18 protein-coding genes are annotated in these 18,266 nt (G+C 71.4%); 8 read left to right on the top strand and 10 right to left on the bottom strand.

Annotated elements, in window-relative coordinates:
- Positions 1 to 21: 21 nt before the first annotated feature.
- The 3 genes from ACFFCA_RS08325 (at position 22) to ACFFCA_RS08315 (ending at position 3,908) form a co-directional block, all read left to right on the top strand.
- Complete coding sequence (locus ACFFCA_RS08325) at positions 22 to 750, top strand: NUDIX domain-containing protein (RefSeq protein WP_375483669.1); 729 nt, start codon at positions 22 to 24, stop codon at positions 748 to 750.
- Between the two features lie 2 nt (positions 751 to 752).
- Entirely contained in the window at positions 753 to 1,331 is a 579-nt protein-coding gene (locus tag ACFFCA_RS08320; protein ID WP_375483667.1) for a DinB family protein, read from the top strand.
- 66 nt (positions 1,332 to 1,397) lie between these two features.
- Positions 1,398 to 3,908 carry an ABC transporter gene (locus ACFFCA_RS08315; protein WP_375483712.1) on the top strand — a complete coding sequence of 837 codons (2,511 nt, stop codon included), beginning with the start codon at positions 1,398 to 1,400 and terminating at the stop codon, positions 3,906 to 3,908.
- Here ACFFCA_RS08315 and ACFFCA_RS08310 read toward each other — a convergent pair.
- Positions 3,880 to 4,650, bottom strand: a complete 771-nt coding sequence (locus tag ACFFCA_RS08310; protein ID WP_375483665.1) for an SGNH/GDSL hydrolase family protein — start codon at positions 4,648 to 4,650, stop codon at positions 3,880 to 3,882. The two genes, ACFFCA_RS08315 and ACFFCA_RS08310, sit on opposite strands and share 29 nt — an antisense overlap.
- 46 nt (positions 4,651 to 4,696) lie before the next feature.
- On the opposite strand from ACFFCA_RS08310, the gene ACFFCA_RS08305 reads away from it, so the two are divergent.
- The gene (locus ACFFCA_RS08305; protein ID WP_375483664.1) at positions 4,697 to 5,359 is read left to right on the top strand and encodes a pyridoxamine 5'-phosphate oxidase family protein; all 663 of its coding nucleotides are present in this window, start codon (positions 4,697 to 4,699) and stop codon (positions 5,357 to 5,359) included.
- A 3-nt stretch (positions 5,360 to 5,362) separates the two neighbouring features.
- Here ACFFCA_RS08305 and ACFFCA_RS08300 read toward each other — a convergent pair whose 3' ends face one another.
- From ACFFCA_RS08300 to ACFFCA_RS08290, 3 genes are all read right to left on the bottom strand, one after another.
- Positions 5,363 to 6,232 (bottom strand): aldo/keto reductase family oxidoreductase, encoded by an 870-nt coding sequence (locus ACFFCA_RS08300; protein ID WP_375483662.1) that lies wholly within the window; start codon positions 6,230 to 6,232, stop codon positions 5,363 to 5,365.
- A 97-nt stretch (positions 6,233 to 6,329) separates the two neighbouring features.
- Complete coding sequence (locus tag ACFFCA_RS08295; protein ID WP_375483660.1) at positions 6,330 to 6,668, bottom strand: STAS domain-containing protein; 339 nt, start codon at positions 6,666 to 6,668, stop codon at positions 6,330 to 6,332.
- Between the two features lie 32 nt (positions 6,669 to 6,700).
- Complete coding sequence (locus ACFFCA_RS08290) at positions 6,701 to 7,339, bottom strand: DedA family protein (RefSeq protein ID WP_375483658.1); 639 nt, start codon at positions 7,337 to 7,339, stop codon at positions 6,701 to 6,703.
- Between the two features lie 117 nt (positions 7,340 to 7,456).
- Between ACFFCA_RS08290 and ACFFCA_RS08285 the strand changes: the two genes are divergently transcribed.
- Positions 7,457 to 7,849, top strand: a complete 393-nt coding sequence (locus ACFFCA_RS08285) for an EVE domain-containing protein (RefSeq protein ID WP_375483656.1) — start codon at positions 7,457 to 7,459, stop codon at positions 7,847 to 7,849.
- A 107-nt stretch (positions 7,850 to 7,956) separates the two neighbouring features.
- Positions 7,957 to 9,663 carry an IPT/TIG domain-containing protein gene (locus ACFFCA_RS08280; protein ID WP_375483654.1) on the top strand — a complete coding sequence of 569 codons (1,707 nt, stop codon included), beginning with the start codon at positions 7,957 to 7,959 and terminating at the stop codon, positions 9,661 to 9,663.
- Positions 9,664 to 9,700: 37 nt separating this feature from the next.
- Here the strand turns inward: ACFFCA_RS08280 and ACFFCA_RS08275 are convergent, their stop codons facing one another.
- The 5 genes from ACFFCA_RS08275 to ACFFCA_RS08255 form a co-directional block, all read right to left on the bottom strand.
- A complete protein-coding gene (locus ACFFCA_RS08275; protein ID WP_375483652.1) occupies positions 9,701 to 10,855 on the bottom strand; it encodes an RNA polymerase sigma factor in 1,155 nt (384 codons plus the stop codon).
- Positions 10,856 to 10,872: 17 nt separating this feature from the next.
- Positions 10,873 to 11,295: a YciI family protein gene (locus ACFFCA_RS08270; RefSeq protein WP_375483650.1), complete on the bottom strand. Its 423-nt coding sequence runs from the start codon at positions 11,293 to 11,295 to the stop codon at positions 10,873 to 10,875.
- A 111-nt stretch (positions 11,296 to 11,406) separates the two neighbouring features.
- Positions 11,407 to 12,093: an alpha/beta hydrolase gene (locus ACFFCA_RS08265; RefSeq protein WP_375483648.1), complete on the bottom strand. Its 687-nt coding sequence runs from the start codon at positions 12,091 to 12,093 to the stop codon at positions 11,407 to 11,409.
- A gap of 68 nt (positions 12,094 to 12,161) precedes the next feature.
- Positions 12,162 to 14,045 carry a family 43 glycosylhydrolase gene (locus ACFFCA_RS08260; RefSeq protein WP_375483646.1) on the bottom strand — a complete coding sequence of 628 codons (1,884 nt, stop codon included), beginning with the start codon at positions 14,043 to 14,045 and terminating at the stop codon, positions 12,162 to 12,164.
- Between the two features lie 148 nt (positions 14,046 to 14,193).
- Positions 14,194 to 15,012 carry a class I SAM-dependent methyltransferase gene (locus ACFFCA_RS08255; RefSeq protein ID WP_375483644.1) on the bottom strand — a complete coding sequence of 273 codons (819 nt, stop codon included), beginning with the start codon at positions 15,010 to 15,012 and terminating at the stop codon, positions 14,194 to 14,196.
- A gap of 187 nt (positions 15,013 to 15,199) precedes the next feature.
- On the opposite strand from ACFFCA_RS08255, the gene ACFFCA_RS08250 reads away from it, so the two are divergent.
- Positions 15,200 to 16,075: a class I SAM-dependent methyltransferase gene (locus ACFFCA_RS08250; protein ID WP_375483642.1), complete on the top strand. Its 876-nt coding sequence runs from the start codon at positions 15,200 to 15,202 to the stop codon at positions 16,073 to 16,075.
- Entirely contained in the window at positions 16,066 to 17,031 is a 966-nt protein-coding gene (locus ACFFCA_RS08245) for a phytanoyl-CoA dioxygenase family protein (RefSeq protein WP_375483640.1), read from the top strand. Before ACFFCA_RS08250 ends, ACFFCA_RS08245 begins: the two co-directional genes overlap by 10 nt.
- A 60-nt stretch (positions 17,032 to 17,091) precedes the next feature.
- On the opposite strand, the gene ACFFCA_RS08240 is transcribed toward ACFFCA_RS08245, so the two are convergent.
- A complete protein-coding gene (locus ACFFCA_RS08240) occupies positions 17,092 to 18,252 on the bottom strand; it encodes an epoxide hydrolase family protein (RefSeq protein ID WP_375483638.1) in 1,161 nt (386 codons plus the stop codon).
- Positions 18,253 to 18,266: the final 14 nt, after the last annotated feature.

Genomic DNA, 18,266 nt, shown 5'->3' with positions numbered 1-18,266 from the left:
TCCGACGATAGCATCACGGCCGTGGCCACCGGTGGGAACAGTGACGGGATCGACTGGCTGAGCTACCCCCACGAAGTGCTGGCCGTCGTGCTCTCCGTGCGTCGGGGCCAGTTGTGCGTGCTGTTGTGGCGGCGCGCGCGAGCCCCGTTCCGTGGCCGCTGGTCGCTGCCCGGCGGCGGGGTCGAGCCCGACGAGCGGCTGCGCGATGCGATCACCCGGCACCTCGCGACCAAGGTCGACGTCCGTGAGCTCGCGCATCGCGAGCAGCTCGCAACGCACAGCGCAGTCGGGCGCGATCCACGGGCCCGCGTGCTGGCCACCGCCTACCTGGGGCTGGTGCCGTCCGACGTCGATCCCGCGCTGCCGTCCGACACCGCCTGGCAACCGGTCGACGACCTGCCGCCGCTGGCCTTCGACCACCACTTCTTCATCGACGCGGCCGTCGAGCGGCTGCGCGCCAAGCTGTCCTACACCAACATCGGGTTCGCCCTGGCCCCGCACGAGTTCGCGATCTCCGAGCTGCGCGACATCGTGTCCGCGGCCCTCGGGTACGACGTCGGCGCCACGAACCTGACCCGAGTCCTGTCCCGTCGCCACATGATCGAATCGACGCGGCGCACGGCGTCGTCGGGTGCGACCGGCGGCCGACCGGCCACCCTGTACCGCTTCGCCACCCGGCACCTCACCGTCACCGATCCGTTCGCCGTCCTCAAACCACCACGACACGGCGCCGACACCACGGAGCACTGAACATGAGCGAGAAGAACGATCTGCGCCAGTACCTGCAACGCGGGCGCGAGGCGCTGCTGTGGAAGCTCGAGGGGGTCGGCGAGTACGACGCCCGCCGCCCGCTCGTCGACTCCGGGACGAACCTGCTCGGCCTCGTCAAGCACACGGCCGGGGTGGACGCCGAGTACCTGGGCCTCGTTTTCGACCGCCCCTTCCCGGACCCGCCGGCCTGGCTGGTCGACGACCGCGAACCGGAGGCGGACATGTGGGCCACGGCCGACGAGTCGCGCGAGGGCATCGTCGAGCTGTACCGCAGGGTATGGACCCACTCCGACGCCACGGTCGACGCGCTGCCGCTCGACGCCGCGGGAACCGTGCCCTGGTGGCCGGTCGAACGGCGGTCCGTCACGCTGCACCAGGTCCTCGTGCACCTCATCGCCGAGACCCACCGCCATGCAGGTCATGCCGACATCCTGCGCGAGACCGTGGACGGCAGGCTCGGGGTGCGCGACGGCAACGACAACCTCGGTCTCGACGACGCCGATCAGCGTCGCACCCACGTCGAGCGCATCGAGCAGGCCGCCCGCACCTTCCGCGACTGACCCGCTGCCCGCGAGCGCTCCCCGTGAGCGCTGCCCGCCTAGAGTCGGCCCGTGGCCGACGACGCGATGATCCGGGTCCGCGGTGCGCGGGTGCACAACCTGCGTGATCTCGACGTCGACCTCCCCCGCGACGCCTTCGTGGTCGTCACCGGCGTCTCCGGATCGGGCAAGTCGTCGCTGGCGTTCGGCACGATCTATGCCGAGGCGCAACTGCGCTACCTCGAGTCAGTGGCTCCGTACGCACGTCGGCTGATCCACCAGGTCGGGGCGGCCGACGTGCGCGACATCGACGGTCTGCCGCCGGCCGTCGCGCTGCAGCAGACGCACGCCGCGCCGGGGTCGCGTTCGACGGTCGGCACGATCACCACCGTCTCGAACTCGCTGCGCATGCTGCTGTCGCGAGCGGGGACCTATCCCAAGGGCGCGGCGCGGCTCGACTCGGACGCGTTCTCGCCGAACACACCCGCCGGGGCCTGCCCCCGCTGTCACGGGCTCGGACGCGTGCACGAGGTGAGCGAGCAGTCGCTCGTGCCCGACCCGTCGCTGTCGATCCGCGAGCACGCGGTCGCGGCGTGGCCAGGTGCATGGCAGGGCAAGAACTACCGCGACATCCTGGCCACCCTCGGTTACGACGTCGACCGGCCCTGGCGGGAACTGGCGCAGGCCGACCGCGACTGGATCCTGTTCACCGACGAACAGCCCGTCGTCACCGTGCACGCGCAGCGCGAGGCGCACCGCATCCAGCGGCCCTACCAGGGCACGTACCAGAGCGCGCGGCGCTACGTCCTGCACACGCTCGCCGACACCCAGAGCTCGACGTTGCGCAGGCGGGTGCTGCGGTTCGTCGACGTCAGCGCCTGCCCGCTGTGCCACGGATCGGGCCTGCGCGCCGAGGCCATGGCTGTCACCTTCGCCGGGCACACCCTTCCCGAGCTGACCGCTCTCGCCGTCGCCGACCTGGCCACGGTGCTGCGGGATGCGTTGGAGCGTGCGGCCCACGGTGCCCGTTCGAACGACAGCGTGCCGGCGACGATCGTCCCCGACGTCCTCGCCCGCATCGAGGTCCTGGTGGAACTCGGCCTGGGCTACCTGTCGGTGGCCCGTCCGGCCCCGACCCTGTCCTCGGGCGAGCTGCAACGACTGCGCCTGGCCACCGCGCTGCGGTCGCGGCTGTTCGGGGTTGTCTACGTGCTCGACGAGCCGTCCGCTGGGCTGCACCCGGCCGACACCGCGGCGCTGCGGACGGTGCTCGACCGCCTGCGTGCCGCCGGCAACTCGCTGGTCGTCGTCGAGCACGACCTCGACCTGCTGCGCGCGGCCGACTGGTTGATCGACATCGGCCCCGGCGCCGGTACCCGGGGCGGACGGCTGCTGCACAGCGGCCCTGTCGACGGCCTGCGTACCGTCACCGAGTCGCTGACCCGGCCCTACCTCTTCCCGGACGCGACCGCCGCCGGCCCCGAGTCACCCGCTCGCACGCCGACGGGCACGCTCGGCCTGCACGGCGTCGAACGGCACAACCTGCATGACCTCGACGTCGACATCCCGCTCGGCGTGCTGACTGTCCTGACGGGTGTCTCAGGGTCGGGGAAGTCCACGCTGCTGACCGTGCTGGCCGACGCGGTTCGGGACGCGCTCGGCACCGACGACTCCCCCGCCGTCGACGCAGACGTCGACGCCGACGGTGATCAGGACGACGACGACCTGACCTCCGGAACGGGCAGCAGCGTCGACCGGGTGCTGGGCCTGGAGGACGTGCACCGTCTCGTGCAGGTCGACCAGCGACCCATCGGCCGCACCCCGCGGTCGAACCTGGCCACCTACACGGGCCTGTTCGACGGCGTCCGCAAGCTGTTCGCGGCGACCGACGAGGCCCGCAGCCGCGGGTACGGCGTGGGGCGCTTCTCCTTCAACGTGGCCGCCGGACGTTGCCCGACCTGCCAGGGCGAGGGTTTCGTGGCCGTCGAACTGCTGTTCCTGCCCGGCACCTACAGCCCGTGCCCGACCTGTCACGGCGCGCGGTACAACCCGGAGACGCTGGAGATCACCTGGCGGGGTCACACCATTGCCGACGTGCTCGCCCTGACCGTCGACGCCGCCGTCGACGTGTTCGCCGACCAACCGAGTGTCGAGCGCAGTCTCACGACCCTGCGCGCCATCGGGCTCGGCTACCTGACGCTCGGCCAGCCCGCCACCGAGCTGTCGGGCGGTGAGGCGCAGCGCATCAAGCTGGCCAGCGAGCTGCAGCGGCGCCGACGGGCGGGCACGCTCTACCTGCTCGACGAGCCCACGACCGGCCTGCACCCGGCCGACACCGACCGGCTGATGGCCCAGCTCGGGGAGCTCGTCGGCAGCGGCGCCACGGTCGTGCTCGTCGAACACGACATGGGCGTCGCGGCGCGCGCCGACCACGTCATCGACCTGGGTCCCGGTGGCGGTGCGGAGGGCGGCCGGGTCGTCGTGTCGGGCACGCCGCAGGTGGTGTCGGGCAGCGGTGAGAGCGTCACCGCGCCGTTCCTGGCGTCCGCGATCGCGGCATCTGCCCCCGTCAGCCGAGCGGCGGACGCAGCTCGCTGAGTTCGGGTCGCTTGACCGGCACGTCGTCGCCGCTGGACTGGTGCCGCACGCGACGCCCGACCCACGGCAGCAGGTGTTCCCGGGCCCAGTGCAGGTCGGCACGACGCGACCCGGCGGACTGCATCGTGGTGTACGGCTCCTCCGGATCGCCCGCCGGCACACCGACGACGTGGGCCACCAAACGGGCCACCCGCTCGTGGCCCTCGGCGGACAGGTGCAGCCGGTCCTCGCTGAAGGAGCGGCGGTCGCGCAGCGTGTCCAGCGACCACAGGTCGACCAGGTCGCAGTCGTTGCGACTAGCGATGACCCGCAGGTGCTCGTTGTAGATGGCGATCTTGCCGCGGGCCAGGCGCAGGACGGGCGTTACCCCGACGTCGAAACCGGTGAACACGAGCACCCGGCTGCCTGCGGCGCGCAGCTCACGGACGCCGTTCTCGTAGCGGGCCGCCACCTCGTCCGGGTCGCTGCCCACGCGCAGGATGTCGTTGCCGCCGGCCGAGAAGCCGACGAGGTCGGGATGTTCGGCCAGCGCGATCGGCAGCTGCTCGTCGAGGATCTGCTGGAGGACCCGCCCGCGGATGGCGAGGTTGCCGTAGCGGATGCCCGGCCGCGCCTCGTCCAGCAGCAGGGCGAAGCGGTCCGCCCAACCGCGCATGGTGCCGTCGTCACGAAGGTCGTTCAGGCCCTCGGTGAAGCTGTCACCGAGGGCGAGGAAACTCGCCGGTAAGGCATTGTTAGCCATGCAAACTATTATGCGCTGACGCTGGGAACACGCTAAGAACTACGGCATGACTGAGACGTACGAGACGACCGCCCGCACCACCGGCACCCGGCACCGTGAGCGGCTCGGCTACGACCGCGCCGCCGTGCACGCGGTGCTCGACGAGGCGGTCTTCTGTCACGTCGGGTTCGTGGTCGACGGCGAACCGGTGGTGCTCCCCCAGCTGCACGCCCGCGTGGGCGACGAGCTGTTCCTGCACGGATCGTCCGGCGCCCGCGCCCTGCGCGCCGCCCGCGACGGTGGCCTGCCGGTCTGCGTCACGGTCACCCTGGTGGACGGTCTCGTGCTTGCGCGGTCCGCCTTCAACCACTCGATCAACTATCGCGCCGTGGTGGTGCACGGCCGTGCCGAGGAGGTCGTCGACCCGGCCGCGAAGCAGGCGGCGCTCAGCGCCCTGGTCGATGCGGTCGTCCCGGGACGGTCGGCGGACGTGCGGGGCCCGACCCCGAAGGAACTCGCGGCCACCACGGTGCTGCGACTGCCGCTCACCGAGGCCTCGGTCAAGACCCGCAGTGGGCCGCCGGCGGACGACGAAGCCGACCTCGACCTGCCCTACTGGGCCGGAGTGCTGCCCCTGGTGCCGCTGCGGGCCGGCACCCCGCAGCCGGCTCCGGATCTGCCGGGCGGGGTTGCCGTGCCCGACCACGTCCGGAGCTGGTCGCGCGGGTGAACCTCAGGACGAGATCGAGTCCAGCTCGCTCACTGCGTCGGCAGGGAGCTGCAGCGTCGCGGCGGCGACGTTCTCTCGCAGGTGCTGCGGCGAGGACGTCCCCGGAATGACCAGCACCGCGGGCGAGCGCTGCAGCAGCCAGGCCAGCGCGACCTGCTGATCCGTCGCGCCGAGCCGCTTCGCCACCGAGGACAGCGTGTTCGACTGCAGCGGGCTGAACCCGCCGAGCGGGAAGTACGGCACGAACGCGATCCCCTGCGCCGTGAGCGAGTCGAGCAGCGCGTCGTCGTCGCGGTGCGCGACGTTGTAGTTGTTCTGCACGCAGACGATCGGGGCGATCGCCTGCGCCTCGGCCACCTGCTCCGCGGTCACGTTGCTGACCCCGAGGTGCTTGATCAGGCCCTCCTGCTGCATCGCGGCCAGGGCGGTGAACGGCTTCTCCAGGGAGCCGGCCTCGGGGCCGTCGACCGCACCGATGCGGAGGTTCACGACGTCCATGGCGTCGAGGCCGAGATTGTCGAGGTTCTCGTGCACGGCGGTGCGCAGCTCCTCGGGCTCGAGCGCGTGCGGCCAGCCGCCGTCGGCGTCGCGGCGCGCCCCGACCTTGGTGACGATGTGCAGGTCGTCGGCGTACGGGTGCAATGCCTGCTTGATGATCTGGTTCGTGACGTGCGGCCCGTAGAAGTCGCTGGTGTCGATGTGGGTGATGCCCAGCTCGACGACCTCGCGCAGCACGGCGACGGCGCGGTCCCGGTCCTTCGGCGGTCCGAAGACGCCGGGGCCGGCGAGCTGCATGGCGCCGTAGCCCATGCGGGTGAGGGTGAGGCCGTCGGCGGGGGTGTACGTGCCGGCAGCGGTGACCGGTGAGGTCATGGGTGATCCTTCCGTGGTGGGTACACGTCCCAGCCTGCTCCCCGTGCACCGCCCGCGGCAGGGACTAGCGGTCCCCCCGACGGCTAGGCCCCGACGGCTAGCCCCAGGTGAACGCGTCGTACGCGCCGGTCGTCCGCAGCAACCGCAGGGGTTGCAGGCCGGCGTTGCGCAGCACCAGCCGCGTCCCCGTCGCCTCGGCATGCAGGCGGGCCTCGACCAGCGCACCGAGGCCGCTGGAGTCGACGAAGCGGATGAAGGTGAGATCAAGGACCACGGTCGAGACGTGGTCGTCGTTGAGGACGACGTCGAGGCGTTCGCGCAGCTCGTGGACCGAGCCGGTGTCGAGATCGCCCTCGGGTCGCAGGACCGCGACCTTGCTCGCCGAGCCGTCGACGTCCCCGGTGCCGGCATCCGGATACTCGGCTCCCGCACTCACCCGGCCATATTAACGAACCGGGGATCCTAAGATCATCGGGGTGTGCGACTTTCCGCATCCTCGGGCTTGTTCCGACGCTCGAGAAGGCGCCGGACGCCCTCGATGACGCCGGCGCCGACCAGTGCGAGCGCGAAGGCCAAGAGCAGTGCCTTCCAGGTCTGGTTCTCGAAAGCCGCGCCGCCGATGCGCCCGATCAACGCGTTGTAGACGGACCACACCGTCGCGCCGATCAGGTCGGCGACCACGAATCGGCGGAAGTCGTAGCCGGTGGTGCCGGCCACGAAGGTCGTCGCCGTGCGGCCGCCCGGGACGAAGCGGGCCACCACGATGATGGAGCCGCCCCGCTTGCCGAGCTGCTCCTCGGCCCAGTGCATGGTCTTCTCGGCGCGTTTGCCGGACAGCAGGACGCGCCGCGCCCACGGACCGGCCCAGCGACCGATGAGGTAGACCACGGTGTCGCCGACGAATGCCCCGACCAACCCGGCGACCATGACCAGCACGATCGACAGGTCGGTGTTCGAGGAGAGCACACCGCCGGTGACCACCGCGGTCTCACCGGGCAGGACGGGCAGCACGGCGTCGCCGGCGACGATGCCGGTGATCAGTGGATAGGTCCACGGCGAGCCGGAGAGGGCGTCGGTGACCTGGTCGAACACGTCGAGGACGCCCATCCACGTCCCCTTCCGTGCTCGGACGCCAGCCGGCGGCTGTTGTGTCCCTGACACGCTAGTGGGTCCGGAACCCGCTCATCGTTCTTCTCCGAGGTAGGCGCTGCCTAGGGTGTCGGCATGGCGTCGCGCACGTGGGTCCTGGTCGCGTCCCTCGACCACGCCCGGCGCGGCGTCGAGGCCGGATACGTCATGGCCAACCACGGCAAGCGTGCCCCGTTGGCGCGGATGGCGGTCGGCGACGACGTCCTGATCTACTCGCCGACCCGGTCGTTCCCGCGCGGCGAACCGTTGCGGGCCATCACGGTGGTGGGTGCCGTCACGGGTACGGACGTCGAGCCGAGCGAGGCCATCCCCGGCGGCTTCCGGCGGCGGGCGCAGCTGCGCGAGATCGAACCGGTGCCGCTGGCCCGCCTCGGTGACCACCTGCCGAGGGCCAAGCTCCGTTTCGGCTGCTTCGAGCTCGACGAGGTGTCCGCGTCGGCCATCCGGGCCCTGATTCCACCGGCCTGACGCGCACGCCGCCCACCCCGGTCCCCAGCTTCGTGATCGCTGCGGGCGACATGTGAACCAGACGTGAGCTACGATCCTCCTCAACGATCATGAGCCTGGGAGCGCCGGTGCGAGCACGTCTCCTGGTGGCCTGGTCGGTCGCCGCACTCACGGCCGCACTGACGACGGCAGTGCTGGCCGGCCCGGCAGCCGGAACGACGAAGCACCGCCCCGCCGTCACCTCGATGTCGCTGCGGTCGGCACCGACCACCGGCGGGCAGCGCGTCGTGGTGCACGGCCGGAACATGTCCCAGCACCTGCGGGTGACCGTCCTCGGCCGGGTGGTCGGCTACCGACGGCTCTCCGACCACACCATCACCGTGCGCGTGCCGTCCCGTTCGACACCCGCGCACGGATGGCTGCGGATGCACACCGCGGCAGGCGGAACGTCGTCGACCGGCCGCGCCTCGTCCTTCGCCTACCACTGGCCGGCACCGGTACTCACGTCCGTGAGCCCGAAGGTGGTGAGCACTAACTTGCCTATGGTGACCGTCCAAGGCCGCTACCTGTACGACGTGCGCTCGGTGACCGAAGGCGGCGTCCACCCCTACTACTTCTCGCAGTCGAACGACGGCCGGAGCATCACGTTCCCCTCGATCGTCAGTGCTGCCGGTCGCATACCCCTGCGTGTCAGCGCCGCGCAGGGCGTGGCCACCATGTCGCTGACCATTGCGCCTCCGCCGTCCGTCGACCGGTTCAACCCCGCCGACGGTCTCACCACAGGCGGTGTCACGGTGACGATCACGGGGAACGCGCTGGACCACCCCACGCGGGTGACCTTCGGTGGCGTCCCCGCAACCCATGTCGTCGGCGTCGACTCACACACGGTCACCGCCGTCACCCCTGCTCACGCAGCCGGCCAAGCTCAGGTCGTGGTCACGAACGCCGTCGACTCCTCAGCGCCGTCGCGCTACGACGCCTACCGCTACGGCCCGTCCCGGCCCCAGACCTTCGGGGCGGCAACGACGGTCGACTCCACCGGCTGGATCGACCAGCTGGCGTGCCCGGACCCCGGTCTGTGCATGGCCATCGACAACCATGATCGCTACCTGACCAGCGACGGGCATTCGTGGTCTCCCGTGTCGCCGGACGGCGCGACAGGCTCGGCGGGCTACCAGACGCTGTCGTGCACATCGGCGACGTTCTGCCTGTCCGCGACCGAGAATCTTGTGTGGCGGTGGAACGGGCTGTCCTGGACGAGTGTCGAGCCGCCCGTCGACGACCGGGTCGTCACCATCCTCGCCGTGCAGTGCACATCGACGACGTTCTGCGTAGCCATCTCACGCTCCAAGGCGTGGGTGTACAACGGTGGCTCCTTTGCCTCTGCTGCGTTGCCCTTCGGCGTCTTGCGGGGGCTGGCGAACGTCTCCTGCTGGGCCGCCGGGCAGTGCGAGGTCGCGGCCACGGACGGAGGGTTGGCCACGCTGTCGGACGGTGTCTGGAGGACAGACGGCGGCGTGGTCGACATCGGCAACGACCAGGTGCTCTCCTTGTACTGCTCAAGCCACATCGATTGCCTGGCCGGCACCGCACGCGGCAGCATCGTGTCCTCTCGGACACAAATCCTGCACGTGCTTCCCTTGCCCATCTCCCGGCTGCTCTGTACCTCGACATCGTCCTGCCTGGTCGCGACCGGGAACGCTGCGGCGACGTCCGTCGGCGGGGTGTGGAGCGCGGTGCAGTACTACCCGGGCGACATCACTGCGGTCACCCGGACCGGCGAGAGCAGTGCACTCGTGGGTTCCATGCACGACGTCCGCACGATGACCTGGTGACCAGCTCCCCCACTTAGGCGCGCTGCCCAGGGTGTCGTCAAAGGGCCTGGTGCCGCAGGCGGGCGGCCTGCAGGGCGAGGTGGTCCCGCTCCTCGACGTTCGTCGCCGCGTTGGCCGCCTGCCCGTAGACCTGCGCCGCACGCACGGAGTCGCCGGACCGCTCGTGAAGGTACGCCCGCACGGCGGCGAGGCGGTGGTTGTGGGCGAGGGCGTCGTCGAGTCCGGCGGTCGCGGCGAGACCGGCCTGTGGGCCGTCCGCCTCACCGACCGCTACGGCGCGGTTGAGGGCCACGACGGGGTCACCCGGCCGCAGCCGCTGCAACTCGTCATACCACTGCAGGATCTGGGTCCAATCCGTCTCGGCCGCCCTCGGCGCATCGTCGTGCAGCGCCGCGATGGCCGCCTGGACCTGGTATGCGCCCAGGGCGTCCTCGGCCAGTGCCGCCTGCAGGATCGCCACCCCCTCGGCGATCTCGTCACGGTGCCACCGCGTGCGGTCCTGCCGGTCGAGGGTGATCACGCGACCGTCGGCGCCGGTGCGCGCGTCGCGGCGGGCGTGGTGCAGCAGCATGAGGGCGAGCAGCCCCTGGACCTCGGGATCGGGTCGGGTCGTCGCGAGGTCACGGGTGAGCCGGATCGCTTCGGTCGCGAGGTCCACCCGTCCGGAGTGTCCGGCGTTGTAGACGAGGTAGAGCACGGTGAGCACGCGGTCGAGCTCGCCCGCACGGTCGAGCCGTTCGCCGGCAACCGTCCTCTTGGCCCGGCTGATGCGTTGGGCCATCGTGGCCTCCGGGACCAGGAACGCGTCGGCGATCTCGCGCGTGGTCAGCCCGCCGACCGCGCGCAGGGTCAGCGCGATCGCCGACGCCGGCGACAGCACCGGGTGACAGCACAGGAACAACAGCTGCAGGGTGTCGTCGGCCTGTTCGGTCGCACCCGGCAGCGGCTCGTCGAGCGCGGCGTCCTCCCGCCGGTGTCGCGCGACGTCCGACCGGTAGGCGTCGAGGTAGCGGCGGTGGGCGACGGTGACGATCCAAGCCAACGGGTCCGACGGCACCCCTGCGTCCGGCCAGCGCCGGTAGGCCTCGATCAGGGCCTCCTGCACGGCGTCCTCGGCCGCCGCGAACCCGTGTCCGCGGCGGACGAGGACGCCGAGTGCGCGGGGCGCCACCGCCCGCAGGACGTCGTCCATCCCGTCGCGCCCGATGGTCAGAGCTGGTCGAACAGCTCGTCGAAGGACGCCGGCGCCTCGGACATCAACGGCCGCACCTCGATCCAGTCGTTGACGGGCCGGCCGCCCTTGCCGGGCGCCGACGAGCCGCGCGCTGCGATCTCGTACGCGCGCTGCTCGGAGTCCACGTCGACGATCCAGAACCCGGCGATGAGGTCCTTGGTCTCGGCGAACGGGCCGTCGGTGACCGGGCCGCCGCCCTCGCCGCCACCGCGGACGAACGTGCCGGTGGGCGCGAGGCCCTGCGCGTCGACGAACTCGCCACGCTCCTGCAGCTCGGTGTTGAGCGCTCCCATGTGCTCGACGTGGGCCCGCATCTCTTCCGGCGATGCCCCGACGAGGGTTGCGCCGACCGGCTCCGGGCCGCCGCGGTAGTACTTCAGCAACAGGTACTTCGCCATGACGTGTCTCCTTCGGTCCGGGACGACCATCCTGCCGTCCTCCGACCAGGGGACGGAACGGATCGTCGGTTCTCGACACGGTCCGACACGTCTCGTCGAATTCGTCCTGCGTCAGACGACGACCGCGTCCTCCACCCCGTTGACGAGTGCTGCCACGCGTCGCGACGGGGTGAACCGGTCGAGTGTCGTCGCGGCCACGAAGTCGGCGGCCAGACCGGAGAACTCCCCGTGCCGCGCCAGCATCGCGTGTTTCCCGCCGTCGACCCGGACGTAGGCGAGCGACGACGCGGTGCGGCGCAGTCGCTGGGCAGCCTGCCACGACCTCTCGGGGGACGCGATGCGGTCGGCGGTGCCGTGCACGATCAGCACTCGGGTACCCGACGCGTCGACCTGGCCGTCCGCGGGATAGACCCACGGGGCGAGCCCCACAACCGAGCGAACCTCCGGTCGGTCCGCGGACAGCAGCGCGGCTCGCCCGCCGAGCGAGTGACCGACAAGTGCCACCGGCAGCTCGGCGCCGAGCCGCCGGGCCAGCTCGTCCAGTGCCCAGTGCACATCCTGCACCGGGGTGTGCGCGTCGTCCCAGCCGCGGACCGAGTTGAGCAGCCGGTACACCGCCAGCCGGCGACCACCGATGCGGGCGATGCGGCGGGCGATGGGGATCATCCGCAGCACCGACAGCTGGGTCGGCGAGACGGCCGCTCCCCCCACCCGCGAGCCGCCACCGTGCAGCACCAGGGCGACCGCCTCGGCGTTACGGGGTCGATGTACCTCGATCAGGCGTGCTGCCGTGTCCACGTCGCTCCTCGTGTCGTCGTGGTTTGTTCCTGCCCACAACCCGCGCCAGGGTTCGGCGGCCGTGGCCGTCAGCACACGTCGACGGCGTCCAGCTCGGTGTAGAAGGTCTTCTTGGTGAAGGTGATCGTGTTGGTGCCGGCGTGCAGGCGCAGCCGGTAGTTGGCGGTCTGCCAGTTGTCCCACGTCGTGTTGCGGAACGTGAGCACCCCGGCATCGCGGCCGTTCACGGTCACGGCGTCCGTCGCCGCCACGGGGTACCCGCTGTTGTCGAGCGAGCCGTTGCCGTAGCGGACGGCGATGGTGGTCAGGCCTGAGCGCCGCGCCTGCACGGTCAGCGCCACCGAGCTGTCGGGGTGGTCGAGACCGCCGACCTTCGCGCCGCCCGACGCCAGCGCGTCGTCGACGACCCGGGCGTCGGTGACGACTCCGCTCTCTGCCTCGTAGCGCGTGGTGGCGCACGTCGGAGCGGCGGGCGCCGGGCGGGCCGGCGCCTCGCGGTAGACGTCGATCGCGTCGATCTCGGCGTACCAGGTGCTCTTGGCCAGCCGGACGGTGTTCCACCCGCGGTGCAGCACGGTGCGGTACTCGGCGGTCTGCCAGTTGCCCCACGCGGTGTTGGGCAGGGTCAGCGGGTCCGCGCGACGCCGGTTGACGGTGATCGTGTCGGTGGCCGGCACGCCCACGCCGTCGGCGTCGGTGGAGCCGTTGTCGTAGCGGATACCCAACGTGGACCGGCCGGCCCGGTCGGCCCAGACCCGGACCGTGACCGAGCTGTCGGCGTTGTCGAGCCCGCCGACCTTCGCCAGACCCGATGCGGTGTCGTCGGCGACGACCCGGGCGTCGGTGACCGTGCCGTCCTCGGCCTGAAAACGCCGGTCGGCGGCCACCACGTGCGGGGTGCCCGCGGGTTGCCCGGGCGTCGACCAGTCCAGCGCGCTGACGTACATCGCCCGATAGCTGTAGGTCGGGTCCCACCCGTGGAAGACGATCGCCGTCCCGCCGCTCGGCGTGGTGACGAGGTCCTCGCCGCCGGGGCCGATGACGCGGCCGTGGAACTGGTCGGTGGCCATCAGCTCGGTGCGCGACTTGGTGTACGGCCCGGTGAGGCTGGTGGCTGTCGCGTAGCCGGTGCGGTAGTTCCCGCCACCGAAGACGTTGGCCGAGTAGAACAGGTAGTACCGGCCGCCGTGCTTGACCAGCTTCGGCGCCTCGACCACCGCCTTCTCGAACGGCTGGTCGTTGTGGATCAGCTCGGTGGCCGGCCCGGTCAGGGTGCGGCCGTCGGCCGACAGCGGCTGCAGGAAGATCGTGGCCGGAAGCGAGCAGCAGTTGCCGTCGGACTTCCACAGCAGGTAGAGCTGACCGTGCTCCCGGTAGGTCGAGGCGTCGATGGCGCCGCCGAGGTTCGGGGCACCGCGCTCACCGTCGGGGCAGACGAGCGGCTGTGTACCGATCGGCGCGAACGGGCCGCTCGCCGACCGCGAGAACGCGGCGCCAACGCACTGCCGCGGCGCGAGGGCGTCCCGAGCGGTGTAGTAGAGCACGTAGCCGCCGCGAACCGGGGTGACCTCGGGCGCCCAGACGCAGTGGTCGGTGGCCCCGCCGGGAGTGAAGGTGCACGGGCCGACCCAGGCGCCTAGGGTGGGCAGCACGTCGGCGCGCTTGGTCCAGTGCACGAGGTCGGTCGACGTCTCGTGCTGGATGTTCTGACCGCCGGAGTTCGTCGCGTAGGCGTGGTAGACGCGGCCCACCCGCAGCACGCTCGGGTCGGCGAAGTTGCTGTTGATGACGGGCTTGATCCGGCCGTTGCCGGCGCCCACCTGGTGCGCCGCGGCGTGGACACGCGACGGTGCCGCGGCAGACGGGCCGGCTGCCACCAACCCGGTGAGGACCAGGGCCAGAGACGTCAAGGCGACGACCAGCCGCTGCACGTGCTTTCGGTGCTGATCCACGCTCTGCTCCTGACGTCGTGCGGCGTCGCTGCCGCGGGTGGGCAGGCCGATGCCCACCGGTCACCCGTCCATACCGAAGCCGCTATGACCAGAGTTGTCAAGAAATGACCGGAACTGATCGTCTGCAGGTCGGGTTGGGGCGAAGCGATCAGCGCGCGATCACGAACGCGTCGACCGGATGGGGCAGGACCGTGCCCGGTCCGGGCAGCGTGTGGTCGGCCAGCGCGTCACGGACCAGCGGCAGCAGCCTGTCGGGCAGCCGGGCCTGGACGGTGAACTCCAGCAGCTGACGGTCCACCTCGGGATCGCCGGAGGCCGTGAGGTCCAAGCGGGCGTCGATCCGGGTGACCGTCGGTCGCCACTCCGCGCGGGTCAGCCGCAGGAGCTGGTCGGAGAACGGTTGCCGGCGCCCGGGACACAGAATCGGGACCAGGGTGTTCAACGGCTCGCGCGGTGCGTGCAGGATGACCAGCTCGCCGCCGGGCGTAAGCAGCGAGTGCGCCCGGCGCACCGTGCTCGCGAGATCGTCGACGTAGTACAGCGAGTGCACGGCGAGCACGACGTCGAACAGGCCTGCGGGGCGGGCCTGCGCGAAGGTGTCGGTCACCAGCGTGGGACGCGCGGTGGCCAGGTCCTCCAGGCGGTCGCGGAACACGCGGCCGCTCGGGGCGTGTGGCTCGACCCCGACGTAGTCGACGGGGCGCCCGAACGCCGCGAGTGCGGCGGCGACCTGCACGTCCACCGATCCGTCACCGCAGCCCAGGGAGAGCACCCGACTGGCCGACGTGGCCCGGGCCGCCACGTGCCGGACCACCCAGCTCGTGAGGTTTGCGCGCTGATCCGAGCGGGCCTCGAACAGCGCGTGGGTGGTCGCGTACTCGGACGGCTCGAGCGCCTCCAGGGGCGGGCGGTCGCGCAGCTCGTCCCGCAGGCGATCGACAGCGGTGACGACGACGGTGCGGCTCATGCGTCCCCTCGAGGCCGGCGCGGCCCGCACGGATCGAGCGGGCTTGGATTTGAAGCCGCGCGACCTAGACTCAATCTAGCCACGTCTCTCGGATCGGTCCCATCGCATCGTCGGGGCACCGCGACCCATGCCGACGATTCATGCCGATCGAAACCTGCGACGGCTGCGGCTGCACCGAAAGGGCACCATGACCTCTGACGCCGCACCCGCATCCCGAACCACGGGCGACACCGCGCAACCTGGGCAACCTGGGCGACCCGGGGACACCGCGCAGCGCAGTCTCGAGCACTGGAGCGAGGCCGGTCGCGCCGAGATGGAAGCGTTCTACGCACTCGCCACCGAGGACTACCACCAGCTCGCCCTCGCCGCGGACTGGCCGGCCACCCTCGGCGCCGTCGCACACGACGGCTGGCGGCTGCTCGACGTCGCCTGCGGATCGGGGAAGTTCCCGACGGCGTTGACGACCTATACCGACATCGCCGACCTGCCCGAGCTGGCGTACGACCTGCTCGACCCGTCGACGTTCAGCATCGCCGAGGCACGGGCGCAGCTGCGGCCGCCGTTCCGCGCCGCCGAGGAGTTCGCGATCACCCTGCAGGCGCTGCCGACCGACACCGAGCCCTACGACGTGGTCTGGGCTACCCACGCGCTGTACGCCCTGCGCCCGGACGAGCTGGGCGACGCGGCCGCGCGGTTCGTCGCGGCGCTGCGTCCCGGCGGCCTCGGCCTGGTCGCCCAGGCCACCGCGCGCTCGCACTACCTGGCCTTCTACGACGCCTTCCGCGCCGGCGTCCGGGACGAGACGCCCTACACGAGCGCCGAGCAGGTACGCGATGCGCTCGAGTCGGCCGGCGCGAGGGTTCGCACCCAGGTCATCACCTACACGTCCGGCACGGCCGACCGTTCCGTCGCCGAGGGCTTCCTGCAGCGCTGCGCGTTCGACGACACGACCTCGCTGGAGGAGATGGAAGCAGCCCCGGTGCTCGGCGACTACCTCGCCGGTTGCCGCGACGCGTCCGGCGCGTACTCCTTCGACCACGAGGTGATGTTGCTGTGGCTGTGAACCCGCTGCTGCCCGAGGCCAACCGCGACGGCGCGCTCGAGCAGGACTGGGCGGGCGACGACCAGCAGTGGTGGGACTGGTACGTCAGCCTCGCCTCGAACGACGCAGCGACACCGCTCGTCGACGGGCCGGGGCTGCCTGACGTTCCGCCGGCCGACGACGCCGAAGTGGCCGTCCTGCTCGACACGGCGTACGAGCTCACACCTGAGGACGTGCAGCACTTCCGCGAGCAGTCGTTCGTCAAGCTGCCGGGCGTGCTGACCCCCGGCGTCGTGCGGCGGTTGGCCGACCGTCTCGCGGAGCTCCTGACGGCTGAGCACGGCGACGACACCGCGGGGCGGTTCACCGCGCTCGAGCAGATGTGGCAGCACGACCCGCTGATGCGCGAGGTTGCGCTGTCGTCCCGTCTGGGCGCGATCGCGGCCGCCCTGCTCGACACCGACGTGCGGATCTACCACGACAACGCGCTGTCGAAAGAACCCGGCTGCGGCCGCACGCCGTGGCACCACGACGCCGAGCACTTCCCGCTGGCCACCCTGTCCGCGGTCACCGCGTGGATGCCGATGTCGGCGATCCCGGCCGCGATGGGCCCGTTGTCGTTCGCGCGTGGCGCCGACCTGCGGCCGCTGCTCGACGGCCTCGTGTTCGACCGGGCCGGCACCAGCTACGACGAGGCCGTGTCGGCGCGCTTCGCAGCAGCGGGCGTGCAGGTCGAGGACGGTCCCTACGCCGTCGGCGAGGTCAGCTTCCACGGCGCAACGTGCTTCCACACCGCCGGCCGCAACAACACCACCCAGCCGCGGCGCGCGCTGGCCACGACCTACTTCGCCGACGGCGCGCGGGTCGTCGCCTCCCCCACCATGATCAGCGGTACGTGGCAGGAGTTCCTGCCCGGCGCCGTCCCGAACGGACCGGCCGCGACCGCACTCAACCCGGTCGTCGGTCGACGAGGCTGATCGACCGCCTCGGGAACCGGCCCCGCCGCGAGGACCGGTCCGCTGTACGACCGGTCGTGGTCAGCTCCGCCCGGCGAAGAACGCGGCCAGGTCCCGGGCGAGCAGGTCCGGAACCTCGTGGGCCGCGAAGTGCCCGCCGCGCGGCATGACGGTGTACCGCTCGACCCGGTAGGTGCGTTCGACCCAGCTGCGGGGCGGCCGCGTGAGGTCCTTCGGGAACACCGCAACCGCTGTGGGCACCTCGACGCGATCGACACGGGGCGCGTGGCCCTGAGCGTGTTCGAAGTAGGGCCGGAACGAGGTCGCGATGCAGTTCGTGAACCAGTAGAGCGACGCCTGGGTGAGGATGTCGTCGTCGGTGAACACCGACGCCAGGGTTCCGTCGTTGTCGGACCAGGCGAAGTACTTCTCGACGATCCACGCGAGCAACCCGACTGGCGAGTCGGACAGCCCGTAGCTCAACGTCTCCGGACGCGTCATCTGCTGGTGCTCGTAGGCACCCTCGTCCCGTACCCATCGGGCGGCATCGGCGAGGTAGGCCCGTTCGTCCGCGGTCAGGGTCGACGTGTCGTAGGCGGCCGGGTCCGCGACGGACGTCAGGTGGATACCGACGACGTGTTCGGGATGGTGCTGGCCGAGCAGCGACGTCGTCCCTGCGCCGAGATCGCCGCCGTGCGCGCCGTAGCGGCGGTAGCCGAGGTGCTTGCTCATGAGTCGGTGCCAGAGCTCGTGCGTCGGGACGGCCGCGGGGAAAGCCGGTGACTGGTCGCTTCCCGGGAAACCCGGCAGGCACGGGACGACGACGTGGAAGCCGGGGCGGTTGTCCTCGGTGCCCGCGGCGGGTTGCGACAGCGCACGGGCGAGGCCGACCAGTTCCGCGAAGCTGCTGGGCCACCCGTTCGTCAGGGCGATGGGTAGGGCGTCGGCGTCCTCGGCCCGGAAGTGCAGGTAGGAGATGCTTGCCCCGTCCAGATCGACGTGGCCCCACGGCAGCGCATTGAGCTCGCGCTCGACCCGTCGCCAGTCGTAGCCGTGTTGCCAGCGATCAGTCAGCCTGCTCACCTCGTCCGCCGGTGCCCCGGCGGTCCAGTCGCCGGGCCGGCGGTCCGGCCACCGGGCCGGCCACTTCGTGGACGCGAGGCGCCGGTGCAAGTCCTCGAGCTGCGCGTCCGGCACGCTGAACATCGGGGGCACCGCGGTGTCGGTCGACGGTTCGGTCATGGGCGAACCCTAGG

Source organism: uncultured Jatrophihabitans sp. (genome assembly GCF_964252635.1).
Taxonomy (GTDB): domain Bacteria; phylum Actinomycetota; class Actinomycetes; order Mycobacteriales; family Jatrophihabitantaceae; genus Jatrophihabitans.
The sequence above is the reverse complement of the archived record's forward strand: the minus strand, read 5'-3'. Positions and strand labels throughout refer to the sequence as shown.